The sequence below is a fragment of the Microbacterium sp. LWH12-1.2 genome (genome assembly GCF_040675825.1).
Classification (GTDB): Bacteria; Actinomycetota; Actinomycetes; order Actinomycetales; family Microbacteriaceae; genus Microbacterium.
On sequence record NZ_JBEGIJ010000001.1, the window covers coordinates 2,234,964 to 2,253,070 of the forward strand.

Genomic DNA, 18,107 nt, shown 5'->3' on the forward strand with positions numbered 1-18,107 from the left:
CGGGGGCTCAGCCGATGAGGAATCCCTCGGGGATCACGAGGTCATCCGGGCTGAGCTCGTGGATCGAGGACTTCCCGAGGCCGATGAGGGCGCGCTCGATGGTGATACGGAACGTTTCCATCACCTCGAAAACACCTCGCTCCCCGTCGACGGCAAGGCCATAGAACCAGGGTCGTCCGATCATCACTGACTGTGCTCCCAGCGCAAGCGCCTTGACGACGTCGGTCCCCCGGCGGACTCCACTGTCGAAGGTGACCTCAGCCTGGTCGCCGACGGCTTTGACGACCGCAGGAAGGAATCTCAGCGGCGACGGGGTGGTGTCGAGGTTGTTTCCGCCGTGGTTGGACACCCCAATCGCGGTCGCACCGACGTCGAGGGCACGCCGGGCGTCATCAGGCGTCACCAGACCCTTGATCATGAACTGACCGCCCCAGAGATCGCTCAGCCATGCCATGTCGTCCCAGGTGGGGACGTGCGTGTCCACCCACTCGTACAACCCACCGACCAGGGTCGGAACGACTCCGTCCTTCTTGCTCATGTTCGGCGCGTAGAGCCCCGGCACACTTCCTCGGCGGAGATATCTCATGGTCCATCGCGGATGGGTCAGCGCCATGGGGGCGTACTTGATCAAGGTGCTGAGGCCCAGGCCGTCGGGGTAGACCGGCGATCCCCAGTCGCGAGGCTGGTTCGCGACACGGCCGCCCGACAGGTCCATCGTGAAGATGAGCCCCTTGACGCCGGCCTGGCGGAACCGCTCGACACGGCCGGCGATGATGTCGCGGTCACCGGAAAGGTACACGTGCGCGAACGTGTCGGGGTTGGCGCGCACCACGTCCTCCACCGGCATCGATGCGAAGTTGCTCAGCCCCAGCGCCGTCCCCGCGCGCCGCGCCGCGCGAGCGACACCGACCTCGCCATCCGGATGCATGGCCTGGGCTGCTGCGGGCGCGATGACCACCGGAAGGTCGATGCTCTGGCCCATGAAGGTGGTCTTCAGGTCAAGGCTCGCGGGTAGGTCTACGCCCACTCGGGGGATCATGCCCACCTGCTCGAAAGCGGTCAGGTTGTTCCGCATCGTCGCCCCGCTGTCGCTCCCCGCTTCGAGCGCCGTGAAGACGTCCTTCGGAAGCAGCTTCTTGGCGCGCGCTCGCGCCTCGGCGACCGTTTCGATGGGCTTGTGAGGGGAAAGGCTCATCCGTTGCTCCTGACTGTCGATGCTGCGGCGGATGCTCGCAACGATTCCGGTTGACCTCGTGCGGGCCGGATGGGATCTGGTCCACACGACACGATGTTCGTCACGTCAACTTCGCTGAGCCAGCCGCTGCACCCGGCGCTGTGAGAAAGGATCGCGCGAGAGGAATGGCCATCTCACCTCTCTACCACCGGTGATACCGGAGGGACGGAAGATGATGATGAACACCATGAACGCCGCCACCGCCACGAGGCGGCTTCCGGAGGGCAGCGAGACGATGAAGCCGCCGATCTGCACGCCGTTCTCCAGGAGTCCCATGACGTGGTTCATCGCCGAGATGAGGAGGGTTCCGACGACAGCACCCCAGAGCGAGAGCATCCCGCCGATGACCAGCATCGCGATCGTCGTGAAGGTGAAGTCCAGTCCGAACTGCGATGCCTGCACCACGCGGTTCGCCTGGGCCCACATCGCTCCTCCCACTCCCGCGAGTGCTCCGGACACGGCGAAGGCGATGATGCGGTGCCATGTGATGCTGATGCCGGAGGCGGGCGCGGCCTGAACACTTTCTCGCGATGCACGGAGCATCCGCGCGCTGACGCTCTGCCCGTATCCCCAAGCGATGACGATGACGATGAGGGCGATCAGAAGGGTGCTCTGCAGGTCGAAGCTCCGCGGAACGCCGGTCATGGATTGCCCGGACCTTGGCCCGATGGCGTCCCAGTAGGTGAGGATCTGCACGACGAGCATGAGCAGCGCGAACGTCGCGATGCCCGCTTCCAGCCCGTGCAGACGCATGAGCGCGAAACCGCTGATGATGGCGGTGAGCCCGCCGACCGCCGCGGCGACGAGCAACGCGACATAGGGATCCAGCGTCGTGTCGGCTAGGAACGGCGCGAGGTTCGGCATGATGGAGGACTTCACCGTGGGGCTGATCGTCAGCAGTGACATAGTCCACGCTCCGACCGCTACGAAGGCGATGTGCCCGAACGACAGCACCCCGCTGTTGCCGATGAAAGTCCACATCGCCACGACGATGATGAGAGTCGCCAACGCGTAGCCCAGATCGATCGATGCGGCCGGGGAGAGACGACTCGCTGCCGAGCTGAAGAGCCACACGACGACCAACGGCACCGCGAGGGTCCACAACGAGAGCACGGGCTGCGGAACACTCCAGCCCAAACGGGGAGAGCGACGGGTATCAGAGGACATCATGCGCGCTCCTTGGCCGTGCGTCCGGCGAAGATCCCATTGGGGACGATCACCAGAACGATGATGACGAGTAGGTAGACGAAGGCGACCCGGAAGTCTCCGAGACCTGCGGGCAGCCACGTCGTGAACAACGACAGCGAGAAGCCGACGGCGAAGCCACCGACGAGTGCACCGCCGATCCGGTTGAGGCCTCCGATGACGGCACCGATCAGGCCGAACACCGTCACCTGCACACCGAAGCTGGGGTTGACCGACCCGGACTGTGCCGTCAGCACGAAGGCGACGGCAGCGGCCAGGAGTCCGCTCATCCCCAGAGTGACCGCGATCACCGCACCCGAACGGATGCCGAGAATGCGCGCTTCCCGGAAGTCGGCTGCGGCGGCCTGCACCTGCAGACCCATCCGTGATCGCGTCAGGAAGAGATGCACGGCGAGCAGGAGCAGCGCGGCCAGGACGATCGCGACGATCGCGAGCAGGCTCAGACGCAGTCCTCCGACATTGACCGATTTCGTCAGCGCGGGCGCGACCGCGCCGCTTCTGACGTTGACGCCGAAGATTCCCTCGAAGGCGCGCTGCAGCAGGATGCTCACGCCGAAGCTCGCGATCAGGAGAGCCGCCGGGGATTGCGATCTCATCCAGCGGAACACGGCGAGATCCATCAGGAGGGAGAGCCCGATGGCGACCAGGACGGATGCTGCGAGCGCAAGCGGCCAGGAGAGCGGCCAGAGGAGCACGAGCGCGTAGCCGGCGCCGGTGATGATCTCGCCGTTGGCGAAGTTGGCGAGCCGCAGCACGCCGAAGACCAGCCCGATGCCGAGCGCGGCGAGTGCGTACACGGCTCCCGCAGACGTGGCATCGATGAGAGATTGGATGACGGGGATCACGATCCGAGGTACGCCTTCATGAGCAGCGCGGAGTCATCCGCATCGGTCGGGGAGAGTGTCATGGTGATGTGTCCTTCGCTCAACACGTAGGTTCTGGTCGCCGTGGCCACGGTCTGCTGGGCGCGCTGTTCAACGAGAAGAACGGCCGTGCCGCGAGCGCAGACGCTTTCGATGGCGGCGAAGACGGTGTCGACCGCGGTCGGCGAAAGCCCCAGAGAGGGCTCGTCGAGGGCGAGCAGAGTCGGAGCAGCCAGCAGCGCCCGCCCGATCGCGAGCTGCTGCTGTTGTCCTCCGGAGAGGAGCCCGGCGGGGCGGTCTGCGAACTCCGCGAGGATCGGGAAGAGATCGTGTACCCACTCCAGGTCGTCCTTGAGCCCCTTGCGATCACGGCGCGCGGTGGTTCCCAGTCGCAGGTTGTCGCGGACGCTCAGCCGTCCGAAGATGTGATGCCCCTCGGTCACCAGCGCCAGCCCGGACCGTGCGGCGCGCTCGGGGGCCATGCGCCGCAAGTCGACGCCCCGCAGGCTGGTCTCCTCGGACTCGGATCGCACCGCGTTCACGATTCCGAGCAGAGTCGACGACTTGCCGGCTCCGTTCGGCCCGATGACTCCCACCAGTTCCCCGGCGTTCACATGCAGGCTCACGTCGGATACGGCGGGAACGCCCCCGTAGGCGACGCGCAGGCCCGATACCGTGAGTACTCGTTCCGCGTCAGGCTGTGACATCGGCTCCTCCTTCGGCGATCTGGCGGGCGGCGTTGCCCAGGTACGACGTCGCCAAGCGCTCGTCGTGACGGATCTCATCCGGCGTGCCGTCGACGACGTTGCGACCCGCGCCCAGCACGAAGATGTGGTCGCAGCTGCCGAAGACCAAGGGCATGTTGTGATCGATCAGAAGAACGCCGATACCACGTGCCGCGAGCGCGCGCATCGTCTCGCGGAAGTGCTGCGCCTCGCCTTCGTTCAAGCCGGCAGCCGGCTCGTCGAACAAGACCCAGCGAGGCCGAGTCGCGAGAGCCCGCGCCACCCCGAGACGCCGTTCGACACCGTGAGGCAGGTGATCCGCCTCGTGCAGCGCCCACTCCTCGAGCTGGAACTCTGTCAGTACGTCGGTGGCGAGGGAACGTGCTTTCGCGCGCGACAGTCCGCACGCCAGCGCCGTCACCTCAACATTCTCGATGACGGTGAGCCGGGGGAAGAGGTGTCCGTGCTGGAACGTCCGCGCAATGCCTCGGCGAGTCCTCCGCTGCGCCGACTCGCGGGCGATCTCTTCGCTGTCGATCGAGATGACGCCGTCGTCCGGCCGGTCATATCCGCTAAGGATGTTGACAAGCGTCGACTTTCCGGCGCCGTTCGCACCGATCAGTCCGGTGACCCGGCCGCGAGGGATCTCGATGTTGACATCGTTCAGCGCTTTCACGCCTTTATAGGATCGTGTGATTCCGCGGCCCAGGAGCCGGGCGCCTTCGTGCCCGACTCCCGGAACAGGGCGGATGTCAACCATTGACGTCGATCTTCTCGGGGGCACGGCGCTCGAGGAACTCGAGCGTCCCGTCCTTGACCACCAACACGCTCTGCGGCCGGTCGACACCGATGTGCAGATCGGAGGTGAAAGTCGTGTCTCCGACCAGGAACTTCTCATCCTTGAAGGTCTGGAAGGCTTCGGCCAGCTTGTCGCCGTCCCAGCTTCCTGCGATCTCATGACCCTTGACGAGCGCTTCGAGAACCGACGGACCGGCGACGAAGCTGCCGGTGACCGGCCGCTCGTTGTACGTCTTCTCGTACAAGTTGGCGAACTCGTTGACCTTGGGGTCGGGGTCGTCGCCCGTCGTCGAGACGTACGTGGTCACGTAGTAGTCGCTCAGCCCGGGAATCGCGTCGAGCCAGAACGTCCCGTCCATGCCGAAGCCGGAGACGATGGGAGCATCGATGCCGCCGTCACGCAGGTCTTTGGCGACCTGGGCTCCGCCGGGGTTGTAGCCGCAGTTGAATACCACATCGGGAGTCGTGCCTCCCGAGATCTTCGACACGATCTCGGGGATGCTGCTGCCCTGCACGTAGTCGAAGCTGCCCACATCGGTGCCACCGAGTTCCGTGAATCGCTTGCGTGCGATCTCACACTGGCTCTGCGTGTACTTCAGCGTCGTATCGGTGAGGAAGACGGCATTCTTCCATCCCTTGCTCTCGGCGAACTCAGCGAAAACGACGCCCTCGCCGATCGTCGAGTTGCCCATCGAGAAGGCGAGGTTGAGGCCGCTCGCCGGGCCGAACAGTGCGTCGCCGATGCAGGGAGAGATGCTGAGGACGTTCGCCTGCTCGGCGACGAGGGCTCCCGGGCTGGAGAGGTCGAAGTCGCAGGTGAGGATGATCGCCTTGGCACCCGCGTCGACGAGCTGCTGGCTGGCCGGTGCGTACTTGTCGAGGTCCGAGCCGGTGTCGATGATGCGGAGCTCGACGGGTGTTCCGTCGATACCGCCGTCTTCGTTGAGCTGATCGATGGCGATCTTCAGGGCGTTGATCGCCGGCAGGTCGACGACGGACATGAAGCCGGTCTCGGCCACCGCCGCGCCGAGAAGGATGGTCTTCGAGTTGCCGCCGTCACCGGAGCCACCCGGAGCGGCGGCGCTGGCGACGCACCCGGCCAGCGCTAGAGCGGAGACCGCCGCGACGCTGACGGCCGCAATCGTTCGTGTCGAAAATCTCATGGTTCGCTTACTCACTTTCTGTCGGGCATTGCAGTTGAGCAGGAAACGCCAGGCCGGGACGCCTGTCCGAGAGCAAGCCGACAATCATGTTCGTATACGACTTCTCGGTGTCGCCAAGGTAGCCGCAACATGCCCCCGAGGACAAGAGGGCAATTGTCACGTTATGGTCGCGATTCGATCGACCGCGTCCCTCGCAGATTGCCGCATGACAGTTGCACGCATTTTTGCCTGGTCAGCAGCAAAAGAATACTCGCCATCCGCGCAACAACGAAGATCAGTGCGGGGCGCCAGAGCCGCCCGGACTACCGACTTCTCGCGCAATGCACACCAAACGCCTCTCGCGCATTCTGAAGCGTTACGTATACGATCAAAAAAGTTCGACCGCCTACCGTTCACGACGGCCGGGCAAGGAACTCCACACGACGCGGAGTCAGAAAGGGATCACCACGATGCGCTTCACCACTCGTCCTGAACTGGTCGGCACGTTCGGCATGGTTGCCTCGACTCACTGGCTCGTATCGGCAGCAGGCATGGCGGTGCTCGAAGAGGGGGGAAACGCGTTCGACGCCGCCGCCGCCGCCGGACTGTTGATGCACGTGGTCGAACCGCACTTGAACGGGCTGGGCGGGGACACGCCGATCATCGGCTTCGATGCGAAGTCCGGCACGCCCTGGGTTCTGTGCGGACAGGGGCCCGCCCCCGCGGCAGCGACGAGCGCGGCGTTCACGGATCTGGGGCTCGACGTCATCCCCGGAACCGGACACCTCGCCGCCGTCGTGCCGGGCTCGTTCGGGGCGTGGATGAGCATGCTCGAACGTCACGGCACGCTTCCGCTCGAGCGCATCACGCGATTCGCCATCGGATACGCGCGGGATGGCTACCCCCTGATTCCCGACGCGGTCGCGGCGATCGAGTCGGTGTCCGACTTGTTCTCCGATCACTGGACGTCGTCTGCCGAGGTCTATCTGGGTTCTGATCGGCATGTCGCCGCCGGTGCCAGATTCCGCAATCCGCAGCTCGCGGACACCCTCGAACGCATCGTCGCTGAGGCGACGCGAGGCGGGGGAACTCGGGAGGCGGTGATCGCCCGTGCGCGCGACGTCTTCTACCGCGGGTTCGTCGCCGAGCGGATCGACGCCTTCATGCGACAGCCGGTCAGAGATGTGACAGGTAAAGACCACGCCGGTCTGCTCACCGCCGACGACCTCGCGCGCTGGGAACCCACGTGGGAGGCTCCGACGACAGTCGAGTTCGCCGGTGTCACCGTCGCGAAGACCGGCCCGTGGGGGCAGGGGCCTGTTCTGCTGCAGCAGCTCGCCATGCTGGCGCACCAAGACATCGGTGATCCCGGCTCGGCGCAGATGGTGCACACCGTCGCGGAGACGGCGAAGCTCGCCTTCGCGGACCGGGAGGCGTTCTACGGCGATCCTGACTTCGTCGATGTTCCCCTGAATGATCTTCTCTCGGACTCGTACGCCCGCGAACGTGCGGCGCTCGTCACCTCGCACGCCTCCAGCAAGTTGCGGCCCGGCTCTCCGGGCGGTCGACACCCACGCCTGTCGCCCGAGATCTTCCGCGAGCGCGCCCAGGGCGGCGCCGGAACAGGCGAACCGACGGTGCGAAGCATGGGAACGGTTCGCGGAGACACGTGTCATCTCGACGTCGTCGACCGCTGGGGAAACGTCGTCGCCGCCACTCCCAGCGGTGGGTGGCTGCAGAGCTCTCCGGTGGTCCCCGGTCTGGGGTTCTCGCTTCCGACCAGAGCGCAGATGTTCTGGTTGGAATCCGGCCTGCCCAACTCGATCGCTCCGGGGAAGCGTCCTCGGACGACGCTGAGCCCCGGCATGCTCCTTCGCGATGGTGCTCCTTTTCTCGCGTTCGGCACTCCGGGAGGAGACCAGCAGGACCAGTGGACTGTTCCCTTCCTGCTGAACCTGCTGGTCCACAAGATGAACCTGCAAGAAGCCATCGACGCCGCCACCTGGCACTCGACGCACATGCCGTCTTCGTTCTTCCCGCGAAGCTTCACTCCCCTCGGGCTCGTGGCCGAAGCTTCGCTGGGAGCCGACGTCCTGACGGACCTTCGCGCGCGCGGACACGAGCTCGTCGTGGGGGCCCCGTGGACGCTCGGCAGGATCAGCGCGGCAGGATTCCGGGAGGACGGGATGCTGGTAGCCGCGGCGAACGCTCGCGGCATGCAGGGCTACGCGGCCGGCCGCTGATCTCACCATCTGGACCGCCTTCCGGCACTTGATGAACAGGACCGACCGCGCTGCGGATCATCCGTAGAGCGGAGGGCGCGTACGTGTCTGAACCTGGACCGGGGTACCGCTGCGTAGGGATTCCAGGCAAGCATCGGTCACCGCAGCCGCGCAGTAGCCGTCCCAGGCGTTGGGTCCGCTCACGATGCCCTGGACCGCGTCTGCAGCCCAGACCTCGAGCTCACGCCGGTAGGCGTCACCGAACCGGACGGTGAAGTCCTTCTCCCGCACACCCGCCGTGCGGAAGTCCAGGCTCACCGCGACGGGCGGCGAGTTCGTGAGACGAGCCACTCCCGAGCGACCGACGACATCGCATCCGATCTCGTAGCCGTAGGTCGCGTGCAGGAAGACCTCGGAGTAGATCATGACGCCGCGTGCGGTGCGGAAGTAGAAGAACTGCGGATCCAGCCACTCGTCGAGCCCGAACCGCCCACCGTTGCCGGTGACCCGCACCTCTACGATGTCGTCGTCCAGGAGCCACCGAGTGCTGTCTGCCTCGTGCACGACCGCCTCCGTCGTGTGAGCGGACGAACCGACGCTCGACGGGACGTCTGCGGCCCGGTGGACGAACTGCAACGACACGACCTCGCCGAGATCCCCGGTGTCGACCGCGTTCTTGAGATCGACGAATGCCGCGTCGTAGCGGCGCATGAACCCCACCTGGACGAAACGCCGTCCGGCGCGGACCTCCGCGTCGACGATCAGTTCGCAGTCCGCTGCGGTGAGGGCGAGAGGCTTCTCGCAGAACACCGGCTTGCGGTGTTCGATGCAGGCGAGGACGAGCGAGAGATGAGATTCGGCGTTGGACGCGATCGTCACCGCATCGACCGCGTCGGAGGCGATCAGTTCCTCCGCCGTGGCGAACACTCTCACATCACCCGGCAGCGACTCGGCGATGGTCTGCGCTCGGTCCTGGTCTACGTCGGCGACGGCCACCAGCTCTCCTGCGCCGACCGAGCGTGCGATCGTCTTCACCTGCGCGGAGCCCACCATGCCGAGGCCGATCGCTCCGATTCGGATTCTGTTCACTTCTGATCCTTTCCTCTCTGGTTCTGCAAGTCATCCGTCGCGCCCTGCACTCCGGGCTGAGAGCCGGAGGACGCCGACGAGCGGCTCAGCGACGGACGCAGGAACTGGAGCTCCCGCGAGCCCAGTAGTCCGTGCGGCCGAACGGCGAGCACGATGATGAGGCCGATGCCGAGCGTCAATGTGCCGAACTCCGGCAGACGAGGAAGCTGTGTCCCGAACAGCAGCAGACCACCCTCTACTTGCCTCGCCAGCTCTTGCCAGATGACGACGATCGATGCGCCGGCGATGGCTCCGCTGACGCTGTTGAGTCCCCCGATCACCGCCATGATGACGACCACGATCGCGGGGTCGATGCCGAAGGTCGCCGGAGAGAACGACGTCAGATAGTGAGCCCAGACAGCGCCGGCGGCGCCGGACAGGAGTCCACCGAGCACCAGCGCGGGCATCCTCACCCGCGTCTGGGAAAGACCGGACGACTCTGCGGCGACCGCGTCATCACGACCGGCTCGCGCCTGCAGCCCCCACCGGGAGAACTTGAACGCCGAAGCGGCCAGCGTCATGACCACGACCGTGAGTCCGGCGACACCGAGGTTGGTGTCGAAGGGCACACCGGGGAACATCATCGCGCCCCTCGTGATCGAGGGCGACTCGCGGATGATGTCGCCGACGATGAACAGAAGGCCGAGGCTCACCACTGCGGCAGCCAGACCGGACACCCTGACCAGCACAGGGCTCGCGATGGCCGCGACCACAGCGCCAGCGAGAGCGCCGGCCAGGATGCTGACACCGAAACTCACCTCGAGCTCTTCCAACCACGGCGGGAGATCGGGCAGGAGCGCGCCGCGAGAAGCGACCGGAACGGTGAGCACCCCCGAGACGTATGCGCCGACCGCGACGAACGCGAACTGGCCGAAGAAGATCAGTCCCGTGTTGCCCATGAGGGCCTGAAGCGAGACCGTCAGGCAGAGGAAGACGAGCCCGGATACCAGGATCGCTTCGAGCGTCCCGCCGGTGATGCTGTCAACTGCCAATGCCACCGCGACGGCGACGACAGCGAGTGTCGTCGGCCCTGAGACAGCGCTGAGATATCCTCCCGTCGTCTGCACTCGGTCCTGGGACATCGTGAAGATGCGTGTCATTTCGTCAGCACCACCTTTCGTTGCAGCACTCCATCGGGTCTCAGCACCAGCACCACGATGAGCAGGATGTATGTGAACGCCCGCGTGTAGCCCTGGACTTCACCGGGCAGGTAGGTGGCCATGAATGCATCGACCATTCCGAGCAGAAGTCCCCCCACGACCGCGCCACCCACGTTGCGCAGACCGCCCAGGACGAGCGCGACGAACGCGACCATGGTGACTTCGAGGCCCGAGCGAGGCGTGACGCTGCCGGCCTTCGCATACCAGAGGAAGGAGGCAATGCCCGCCAGGACACCCGCGATGATGAGTGCTGTCAGGACGACTCGGCGGGTGCGGATTCCGACCAGCGCCGATGTCGACAGGTTCTGGGCAGTGGCCCGCATCATCAAACCGAGGTCCGTGCCCCGAAGCAGCACCAGCAGCGCGGTGAGCGCCACGACCGCGACCGCTAGGCTGACCAGGCTGGACACTCCGATGCGCAGGTCTCCGACGACCACGACCTCTCCGAACCACTCCGGGGTCGCATACAGCCGCGGTGCGTCGCCGAAGATGAGGACCGCTGCGGACTGCAACACCAGCCCGAGCGCCAGCGATTTGAGCATGATCACTTCGCTGGGTGCCCGATGTCCCGTCATGAAAGTGAGCTGACCGCCGACAGCCGTGATCACCACGGCGACGAGCGTCGCGATGGAGACCGCCACGAGAAGCGGAACGAAGGCGCTCAAGAACACGGTCAGAGACGCCGCCCACATTACGAGCCAGCCGTGGGCGAAGTTCGGGAACGACATCACCGCGCTCACCAGTGCGACACCCACCGCCAGCACGGCGTAGACGCCGCCCTGCGAGAGGCCGTCGAAGAGCGCTTGAAGAAGCTGAGTCATTGTGCCGTCCCCTCACCCAGAAGGGCCTCGGTGAGTACCCGTTCGTCCTGCAGAAGTGATGCGCCTCCGGAGATCACGATCTCTCCACCGCGCATCACGACGACGTGATCGGCGAGGTCGACCAGCCGCAGCGGCGACTCCTCGATCACGAGAAGCGCCACGCCGGTCGACGTCAGCGCGCCCAGGATCTCGTAGACCGAGTCGACGGTCGTCGGCGCCAATCCCATGGAGGGCTCATCCACGATGAGAACCTCGGGCTGCGCGGCCAGCGCACGACCGATCGCGACCAGCTGCTGCTGTCCGCCCGACAGTGAGCCGGCGCGGCTGTTGCGGAAGGGCGTGAGCAGTGGGATGAGATCGAAGATCTGCTCCACGGCGCCCTTCCGGGTCGATGCCGGACGGTTGATCGCGCCCAGACGGATGTTCTCCGCCACCGAAAGAGCGGGGAACACCTCCCGCCCCTGCGGGCACAGCACGATGCCCTTACGGACCCTGTCCTGCACCGACGTCTTGGTCACCTCCACACCGTCGAAGAGGATCTGGCCCGCAGTCGGGATCACCCTCCCCGCAAGAGCCGAGGCGAGGGTCGTCTTGCCCGCACCGTTCACTCCGGTCAGAGCGGTGACCTGTCCGGCGGCGAGGCTGAGGTCCACTCCATGGAGGACCATGTCACCGGCGCCATAGCCCGCGAAGAGATCCGATACCTCAAGCAGCGTCATGTCTCTCTCCCAAATAGCACTCGAGAACCTGCGGGTCCTTGAACGCGCTGGCCGGAGTTCCGTCGAATATCAGCTGCCCCTGGCGGAGCACGAGTACCCGCGTGCACACTCTCGAGATCAGCGACATGTCGTGATCCACGAGAAGTGATCCCACCCCGCGAGCCGTGAGGTCTCCGATGATGCCGGGGAGCTTCTGACGCTCGGACAGGTCCAGTCCTGCTCCCGGCTCATCCAGGAGCAGGTATCGAGGAACGCCGTTGATCACCCGCGCGAGTTCCACCCTGCGCCGGTGACCCCAGGAAAGGTCACCGACGCGAGCATCGAGATCGTCTTCGAGACCGAACAGACGCGCAGTCTGCGTGACGATCTCTTCGGAAGCACGCCGCTCGCCGCTGGCCAGGCCGGCGGACACGGCGATGTTCTCGCGAACAGTCAGGGAATCGAACAGCCTGAGGTTCTGGAAGTTCCGAGCGAGACCCGCCTTCGCGCGTGCGCGCATCGATGAATGATGGAGTTCCTTGCCCCCGAAGGCGATCGATCCCGTCGTCGGCTTCAGCAGTCCCGACAGGCAGTTGACGAGAGTGCTCTTCCCCGAGCCGTTAGGCCCGATCAGTCCGGTGCAGACGCCCTGCTCGAGGTCGAGTGTCACATCGGCCAGAGCCATCAACTGGCCGAACGACATCCCGACCCCGCGGACGGAGACGATCGGCTGCGTGTGCGCCTCCAACGGTCCTCACTCCCCGCCGCTTAGGTTGTACGAGCTGACCTGCTCGAAGGCGCCGTCGGCGGTGAACCCCACCACCACGTTGCTGCCGAGGATGTGCCCGTCCTTCCACTCGAAGACGGTGCGCATCGGAAGCTCGACATCCTTCTGAGCGAACAGCGCCTTCTCGATCTCCGTTCCGGTCGTCGAATCGGCCTTCTCGATCGCGTCGAACAACGCCCACATCGTCCAGTAGGACTCCACCGCCTGGTGGTTCTCCGGGAAGGTGTCGTACGCCTCCTTGTAGCGGTTGACGTACGCGACGGTCGCCTCATCGGCATCGTCGCCCTCGGTGTAGGCACCGGCCGTGTAGAACACGTTGTTCGTCGAGCCACCGAGGGCATCGACCATGTTCTTAGTCGCCCATGTCGCGTTGCCTACCACAGGAGTATCCAGTCCGGCCTTGCGCAGCTGCTTGATCATGGTCGGTGCATCCGGGTAGTTCGTCGCCAGGAGGATCATCGGCTTTTCACCACCATCCACGGTGCGCTTGATGTCACTGATCACCGCGGCGAAGTCGGTCTGGCCGAACTCGATCGCCTGGCTGCCGAGCTCCTTCAGGTCCTTCCCGACGTCCTCGCGGAAGTAGTCCTCGACAGTGCCGAAGTACGCGAACGTATCGTTGGTGATGTAGTAGACCGAGTCATATCCCTGCTCCTTCGCGAACGCAGCGGCCGCCCTGCCGTTCAAGCTCGCCATGCTGCCGCCGGTGGCGAACAGGGATCCCACGCCGGGTGCATAGTCGTCGCCCGATGCACCGGCCATGCTGAAGATCCCTTCGCTCTGGGCCGCCTGAGCAGCAGGGGTGCCGAGGCCCTCGTTGTTCGGAGGCAGGAAGACCTCCGCACCGCCGGCGATCAGCTCACGGGCCACCTGCCGGCCGACCGCAGGGTCGGACTTCATGTCCTGCGTGACCAACTCGACCTTGCAACCGTTGATCCCGCCCTGCTCGTTGACGAGTTCGACAGCCAGTTCTTCCGCGTGGGAGCCTGCGGTGTCGTAGAACGAGAAGGAGCCACTCAGCGCCTTCGCTGAGCCGATCGTGATCTTGCCGTCAGCGCAGAGCTCGCCGGCGGCAGAGTCCGGCTTGCTGTCAGCGGAAGGTCCGGCGCAGCCCGCGAGGACAACGCTTCCGCCGAGCAAGGAGATCAATACGACGTTCTTGGCTGCCTGTGAGAATTTGTGATGCGTCATGACCGCTACCTGTTTCTGTGATGGTGCTCGGGCCCCTCCCCGGCGCCCGCCCACGGAATGTGTGAATGAACGGACCGGGGTGTGCAGCAGAGAGATTCTCGGACGCTGCGGAAGGAGACTGGCTTCGAGCCAATCGCTCGATACTTGTCAGCCCGTTCGACACCTTGTGGGCATCGACCAGACTCAGGATCTGAGCTTCATTGCTCGCGTCCTCTGATCGCGACCGTACAGCACGACTGAAGTCACCGGTTAAGCCGTAATCAATACTTAACACTCCAAAGGGTGGATTCTCCGGATGGAGATCCGCTCCAAGGCCGATTTGACAGCAAAACACCCCGCCACAGCGGTCTGGCGGGGTGCGTGCTGTGACGCTGAACGCGTCGCTGTCGTACTACTGGCGTTGTCAGCCGTTGAAGTGCCGGAGATCCAACTTGTCCGAGAAGACGGCGTCCGCGCCGGCATCCACGTCAGTCGGCGCCGGCCCCTCGATCACAATCGTCTCCCCCACCCCGAGATCGGTGAATTCCACACCGTGACGATCCGCGAACATCCGCGCTCTCTTGATGTACAGCGGCCGCCCGACGGTCTCGTTGAGCAGAGCGTCGTGCACTGGGACGGCCTGCCTCGGGCGCACAGCAGTGATGAAGTCGACCATCTCGGCCATCTTGTTCCAGGGTGCACTCAAAGGCACGAGCAGCGTGTCAGGGGCGGGCCCAGCCGGAACGATGAAGCTGTCGCCGGGGTGATACACCAAGCCGTCGACGATGTACCCGGTGTTCGCCACCACCGGGATGAAGGCATGGATCACCGCGTGCTGACCTCCGACGGTGCGGAGCGAGAAGCCTGCGCTGTCGAACTGCTCTCCCGCTCCAGTGGCGATGATCTGGCTGTCCTTCACACCGGCCCCCGCCGCCTGAGCGAGAAGACGGGCCGCTGGGACCTCGGGAGCGCGGACCGTGGCGTCGGGGTTCGCTGCGAGATGCCGCAGCACCGCACCCTCTTCCAGATGGTCAGGATGCTGATGGGTGATCAGGATGTGCTCGGCGCCTTCGAGCGCCGGCGCCGGGTCGCTGTACTCACCGGGATCGATGACGATCCGCCGACCGTTCTTCTCGAGTCGCACACACGCGTGGCCGAACTTCGTCAGTTCGATGCTGATAGTCATGCCTGCTCCACCAATGCGATGACGCGAGCCGGACTGCCCGTGCCCCCCACGATCGGGAGCGGGGCGACCACGATCACTGCGCCCGTCGTCGGAAGCAGATCCAGGTTCTGCAGTGAGGTGACGCCGTACTTGTCGTTGCCGAGGAGGTAGTAGTGCATCGGCATCTCGGGGTCCAGACCGTGACCGAGTCCCGCATCCAGGCCCATGGTCTCCACCCCTACGCCTGAGATGCGAGTCTCCTCCGCCAGCCAGCGTGCGCACTCCGCGGTGAATCCTGGGGTATGCGAGCCCGTGCTGTCGGCATTGACGAACCTCTCCGGATTCTGGCTGTGGACTGACCAGCCCGTCCTGAACAGAAGCCAGGCGTTGTCGGGGAACTCTCCATGTTCCGCTACCCACGCCTTCAGGTGGTCGACGGTCACCAGGAAGTCCGGGTCGGCCGCAGCCTCGGCCGTGAAGTCGATGACGACCGCTGGTCCGACCAGTCGTGTCAGGGGAGTCTCCGAGACGTCTGTGCCCTCGCGTCCGGTCAGCCAGTGGATGGGCACGTCCAGGTGAGTGCCAGTGTGCTCGCCGATGTGAATGTCGTTCGCCGCCCACATCGGCCCACGCTCGTCGTAGGCCGCGATCTCGTCCAGCGAGAACGGAAGCGGGCTCGGGAACGGCTTGGGAAGCGTCAGGCTGGGCGTGTTCTCGGTCAGCTTGTTCGTCAGATCGATGATCGTCACGTCACCGTTTGAGAGGGAATTCAGCAGGTTACCCAGTTGCGCCATCATCTCGCCTTCGTATGTCGGGCCGGCGAGCTGCCTGCTCGCCGACAAAGCCCATTGCGGCCGGGACCGCAATGGGTTCGACGCGCCTAGCGGGCCAATCATCGCAGGACCATGCTCACAGTGTCAATCCTTGCTTAACATCTATGCAATCCTTTGCAACTGCGCGATGAGTGACAATCAGCCGTCGCAGTCATGACTCAAGTGATGCTTGACCGCGGCCCGACGTTCAGTGATAGCGTACGATTCGTGGCCTCACCCTCCCTCACTTTTGATCAAGGGGCACTGTGGGGTGGGAACTGGTCTCGAGGATTCTTGGGAAGGAACCGTCGTGAAGAGTTCAGGTTTGAACGTCTCGCCCTCTGCGCCGCGCTATGACACGCCCGCGATGGCCGAGCTGGCCGCCTGGGTCGAGGAGATCCGCACCCTCACTCAGCCCGCGAACGTGCACTGGGTCGACGGCTCACGGGCCGAGAACGACTGGCTGCTGCGCGGGCTCGTCGACGAGGGCAAGATCATCAAGCTCAACCCCGAGTGGCGCCCCGGTTCCTACCTCGCCCGCTCGCACCCCGGCGACGTCGCCCGCACCGAGGGGCGCACCTTCATCGCCTCCGAGCGTGAAGAGGATGCCGGACCCACGAACAACTGGGCGGATCCGGCCGAGATGCGCCAGAAGATGACCGGCCTCTTCGAGGGCTCGATGCGCGGTCGCACGATGTACGTCGTCCCGTTCTCGATGGGCCCGGTCGGCGGCCCGCTCTCGCACATCGGCGTCCAGATCACCGACAGCGCCTACGCTGTGGCATCCATCGGCATCATGACCAGGGTCGGCGACGCCGTCACCCGCCGGATCGCCGAGGGCGCGCCCTGGGTGAAGACGGTGCACACGGTCGGCGACCCGCTCGCTGCAGGTGAGGCGGACGTGGAGTGGCCGTGCAACGACGAGAAGTACATCGTGCACTTCCCGGACTCGCTCGAGGTCTACTCCTTCGGCTCCGGATACGGCGGCAACGCGATCCTTGCGAAGAAGTGCTTCGCCCTCCGCATCGCGTCGGTGATCGCGCGTGATGAGGGCTGGCTCGCCGAGCACATGCTGCTCATCCGGGTGATCGACCCGCAGGGCAAGGCGTACCACGTCGCGGCGGCGTTCCCCTCTGCCTGTGGTAAGACGAACCTCGCGATGCTGCGCCCGACGATCCCGGGCTGGAAGGTCGAGACGCTCGGCGACGACATCGCCTGGATCCGCCCCGGCGACGACGGACGGATGTGGGCGATCAACCCGGAGGCCGGTTTCTTCGGCGTCGCGCCGGGCACCGGCGAGTCCACGAACGTCACCGCCGTCGAGACGCTGTGGGGAAACACCATCTTCACCAACGTCGCACTCCGCCCCGACGGCGACGTCTGGTGGGAGGGCCTCACCGACGAGGCACCGGCCGAGCTCATCGACTGGGAGGGCAACCCCTGGACGCCCGATTCCGGTCGTCCGGCGGCGCATCCGAACTCCCGGTTCACGGTCTCGGCCGCCCAGTGCCCGCAGATCGCCGAGGACTGGGAGCAGGCGGTTCCGCTCGATGTGATCCTGTTCGGGGGGCGTCGTGCGACCAACGTCCCGCTGGTGGTCGAGGCGACCGACTGGACGCATGGTGTCTTCCTCGGATCCACCATCTCCTCCGAGCGCACGGCCGCGGCCGAGGGCACGCTCGGCGAGCTGCGCCGCGATCCCTTCGCGATGCTGCCGTTCTGCGGCTACAACATGGGCGACTACTTCGCGCACTGGCTCAAGGTCGGCCGCAGCCTGCGCTTCGACCGGGCGCCGCGGATCTTCCAGGTCAACTGGTTCCGCCGCGGCTCCGACGGCCGGTTCCTGTGGCCCGGATTCGGCGACAACTCGCGCGTCATCGACTGGATCATCCGCCGCGTCGCCGGTGAAGTGCCCGCCGTGGACAGCCCCATCGGCCGCCTGCCGCGCGTCGAGGACCTCAATCTGGACGGACTCGACATCGCCGACGCCGATCTCGAGGAGCTGTTCTCGATCGACTCCGCCGCCTGGCTCGCCGAGGCCGACCTGACCGAGGAGTTCTTCGACACCTTCGGCGACAAGCTGCCGGCAGCTCTCCGCGCCGAGCTCGCATCGCTGCGTAGCAGGCTCACCATCGCCGCCGGACGGAACCCGAGAACTCCGGAGGAGCATGAGGGC

Annotated in this window: 15 protein-coding genes and 1 pseudogene; 2 read left to right on the forward strand and 14 right to left on the reverse strand. The window is 65.5% G+C overall.

The window, feature by feature from the left end; genetic code table 11:
• Positions 1-7: 7 nt before the first annotated feature.
• The 6 genes from mftD to MRBLWH12_RS10860 form a co-directional block, all read right to left on the reverse strand.
• Positions 8-1,195, reverse strand: a complete 1,188-nt coding sequence (gene mftD, locus MRBLWH12_RS10835; RefSeq protein ID WP_363548790.1) for a pre-mycofactocin synthase MftD — start codon at positions 1,193-1,195, stop codon at positions 8-10.
• A gap of 105 nt (positions 1,196-1,300) precedes the next feature.
• A complete protein-coding gene (locus MRBLWH12_RS10840; protein WP_341977882.1) occupies positions 1,301-2,404 on the reverse strand; it encodes a branched-chain amino acid ABC transporter permease in 1,104 nt (367 codons plus the stop codon).
• Positions 2,401-3,285, reverse strand: coding sequence for a branched-chain amino acid ABC transporter permease (locus MRBLWH12_RS10845; RefSeq protein WP_341977880.1), 885 nt, complete (start codon positions 3,283-3,285; stop codon positions 2,401-2,403). The genes MRBLWH12_RS10840 and MRBLWH12_RS10845 overlap by 4 nt, the downstream gene beginning before the upstream one ends.
• Complete coding sequence (locus MRBLWH12_RS10850; protein ID WP_341977878.1) at positions 3,282-4,010, reverse strand: ABC transporter ATP-binding protein; 729 nt, start codon at positions 4,008-4,010, stop codon at positions 3,282-3,284. The genes MRBLWH12_RS10845 and MRBLWH12_RS10850 overlap by 4 nt, the downstream gene beginning before the upstream one ends.
• Entirely contained in the window at positions 3,997-4,704 is a 708-nt protein-coding gene (locus MRBLWH12_RS10855) for an ABC transporter ATP-binding protein (RefSeq protein ID WP_363548793.1), read from the reverse strand. The genes MRBLWH12_RS10850 and MRBLWH12_RS10855 overlap by 14 nt, the downstream gene beginning before the upstream one ends.
• Before the next feature lie 76 nt (positions 4,705-4,780).
• Positions 4,781-5,989, reverse strand: a complete 1,209-nt coding sequence (locus MRBLWH12_RS10860; protein ID WP_341977874.1) for an ABC transporter substrate-binding protein — start codon at positions 5,987-5,989, stop codon at positions 4,781-4,783.
• A 449-nt stretch (positions 5,990-6,438) separates the two neighbouring features.
• Here MRBLWH12_RS10860 and MRBLWH12_RS10865 point away from each other — a divergent pair, with 449 nt between their 5' ends.
• On the forward strand, positions 6,439-8,211 hold the full coding sequence (locus MRBLWH12_RS10865; protein ID WP_363548796.1) for a gamma-glutamyltransferase family protein: 1,773 nt from the start codon (positions 6,439-6,441) through the stop codon (positions 8,209-8,211).
• Between the two features lie 57 nt (positions 8,212-8,268).
• Here the strand turns inward: MRBLWH12_RS10865 and MRBLWH12_RS10870 are convergent, their stop codons facing one another.
• From MRBLWH12_RS10870 to MRBLWH12_RS10905, 8 genes are all read right to left on the reverse strand, one after another.
• Positions 8,269-9,279, reverse strand: a complete 1,011-nt coding sequence (locus tag MRBLWH12_RS10870; RefSeq protein ID WP_341977870.1) for a Gfo/Idh/MocA family oxidoreductase — start codon at positions 9,277-9,279, stop codon at positions 8,269-8,271.
• Positions 9,276-10,418: a branched-chain amino acid ABC transporter permease gene (locus MRBLWH12_RS10875; RefSeq protein ID WP_341977868.1), complete on the reverse strand. Its 1,143-nt coding sequence runs from the start codon at positions 10,416-10,418 to the stop codon at positions 9,276-9,278. Before MRBLWH12_RS10875 ends, MRBLWH12_RS10870 begins: the two co-directional genes overlap by 4 nt.
• Positions 10,415-11,299, reverse strand: coding sequence for a branched-chain amino acid ABC transporter permease (locus MRBLWH12_RS10880; RefSeq protein WP_363548799.1), 885 nt, complete (start codon positions 11,297-11,299; stop codon positions 10,415-10,417). Before MRBLWH12_RS10880 ends, MRBLWH12_RS10875 begins: the two co-directional genes overlap by 4 nt.
• Entirely contained in the window at positions 11,296-12,018 is a 723-nt protein-coding gene (locus MRBLWH12_RS10885) for an ABC transporter ATP-binding protein (RefSeq protein ID WP_341977863.1), read from the reverse strand. Before MRBLWH12_RS10885 ends, MRBLWH12_RS10880 begins: the two co-directional genes overlap by 4 nt.
• Complete coding sequence (locus MRBLWH12_RS10890) at positions 12,005-12,745, reverse strand: ABC transporter ATP-binding protein (protein WP_341977861.1); 741 nt, start codon at positions 12,743-12,745, stop codon at positions 12,005-12,007. Before MRBLWH12_RS10890 ends, MRBLWH12_RS10885 begins: the two co-directional genes overlap by 14 nt.
• Positions 12,746-12,751: 6 nt before the next feature.
• A complete protein-coding gene (locus MRBLWH12_RS10895) occupies positions 12,752-13,975 on the reverse strand; it encodes an ABC transporter substrate-binding protein (protein ID WP_341977859.1) in 1,224 nt (407 codons plus the stop codon).
• Positions 13,976-14,378: 403 nt separating this feature from the next.
• Positions 14,379-15,140, reverse strand: coding sequence for an MBL fold metallo-hydrolase (locus tag MRBLWH12_RS10900; RefSeq protein ID WP_341977857.1), 762 nt, complete (start codon positions 15,138-15,140; stop codon positions 14,379-14,381).
• Positions 15,137-15,913: a cyclase family protein gene (locus tag MRBLWH12_RS10905; RefSeq protein WP_341977855.1), complete on the reverse strand. Its 777-nt coding sequence runs from the start codon at positions 15,911-15,913 to the stop codon at positions 15,137-15,139. The genes MRBLWH12_RS10900 and MRBLWH12_RS10905 overlap by 4 nt, the downstream gene beginning before the upstream one ends.
• A 385-nt stretch (positions 15,914-16,298) precedes the next feature.
• Between MRBLWH12_RS10905 and MRBLWH12_RS10910 the strand changes: the two are divergent.
• Positions 16,299-18,059 (forward strand): annotated as a pseudogene (locus tag MRBLWH12_RS10910) (phosphoenolpyruvate carboxykinase (GTP)); the annotation flags it as partial.
• Between the last annotated feature and the right edge of the window lie 48 nt (positions 18,060-18,107).

Bases quoted from the DNA above. Each gene is read 5' to 3' on its own strand.
- MRBLWH12_RS10865 (WP_363548796.1), top strand. From the start codon at position 6,439: ATGCGCTTCACCACTCGTCCTGAACTGGTCGGCACGTTCGGCATGGTT.
- MRBLWH12_RS10880 (WP_363548799.1), bottom strand. From the start codon at position 11,299: ATGACTCAGCTTCTTCAAGCGCTCTTCGACGGCCTCTCGCAGGGCGGC.
- MRBLWH12_RS10850 (WP_341977878.1), bottom strand. From the start codon at position 4,010: ATGTCACAGCCTGACGCGGAACGAGTACTCACGGTATCGGGCCTGCGC.
- MRBLWH12_RS10840 (WP_341977882.1), bottom strand. From the start codon at position 2,404: ATGATGTCCTCTGATACCCGTCGCTCTCCCCGTTTGGGCTGGAGTGTT.
- MRBLWH12_RS10905 (WP_341977855.1), bottom strand. From the start codon at position 15,913: ATGGCGCAACTGGGTAACCTGCTGAATTCCCTCTCAAACGGTGACGTG.
- MRBLWH12_RS10885 (WP_341977863.1), bottom strand. From the start codon at position 12,018: ATGACGCTGCTTGAGGTATCGGATCTCTTCGCGGGCTATGGCGCCGGT.
- MRBLWH12_RS10860 (WP_341977874.1), bottom strand. From the start codon at position 5,989: ATGAGATTTTCGACACGAACGATTGCGGCCGTCAGCGTCGCGGCGGTC.
- mftD (WP_363548790.1), bottom strand. From the start codon at position 1,195: ATGAGCCTTTCCCCTCACAAGCCCATCGAAACGGTCGCCGAGGCGCGA.
- MRBLWH12_RS10875 (WP_341977868.1), bottom strand. From the start codon at position 10,418: ATGACACGCATCTTCACGATGTCCCAGGACCGAGTGCAGACGACGGGA.
- MRBLWH12_RS10895 (WP_341977859.1), bottom strand. From the start codon at position 13,975: ATGACGCATCACAAATTCTCACAGGCAGCCAAGAACGTCGTATTGATC.
- MRBLWH12_RS10900 (WP_341977857.1), bottom strand. From the start codon at position 15,140: ATGACTATCAGCATCGAACTGACGAAGTTCGGCCACGCGTGTGTGCGA.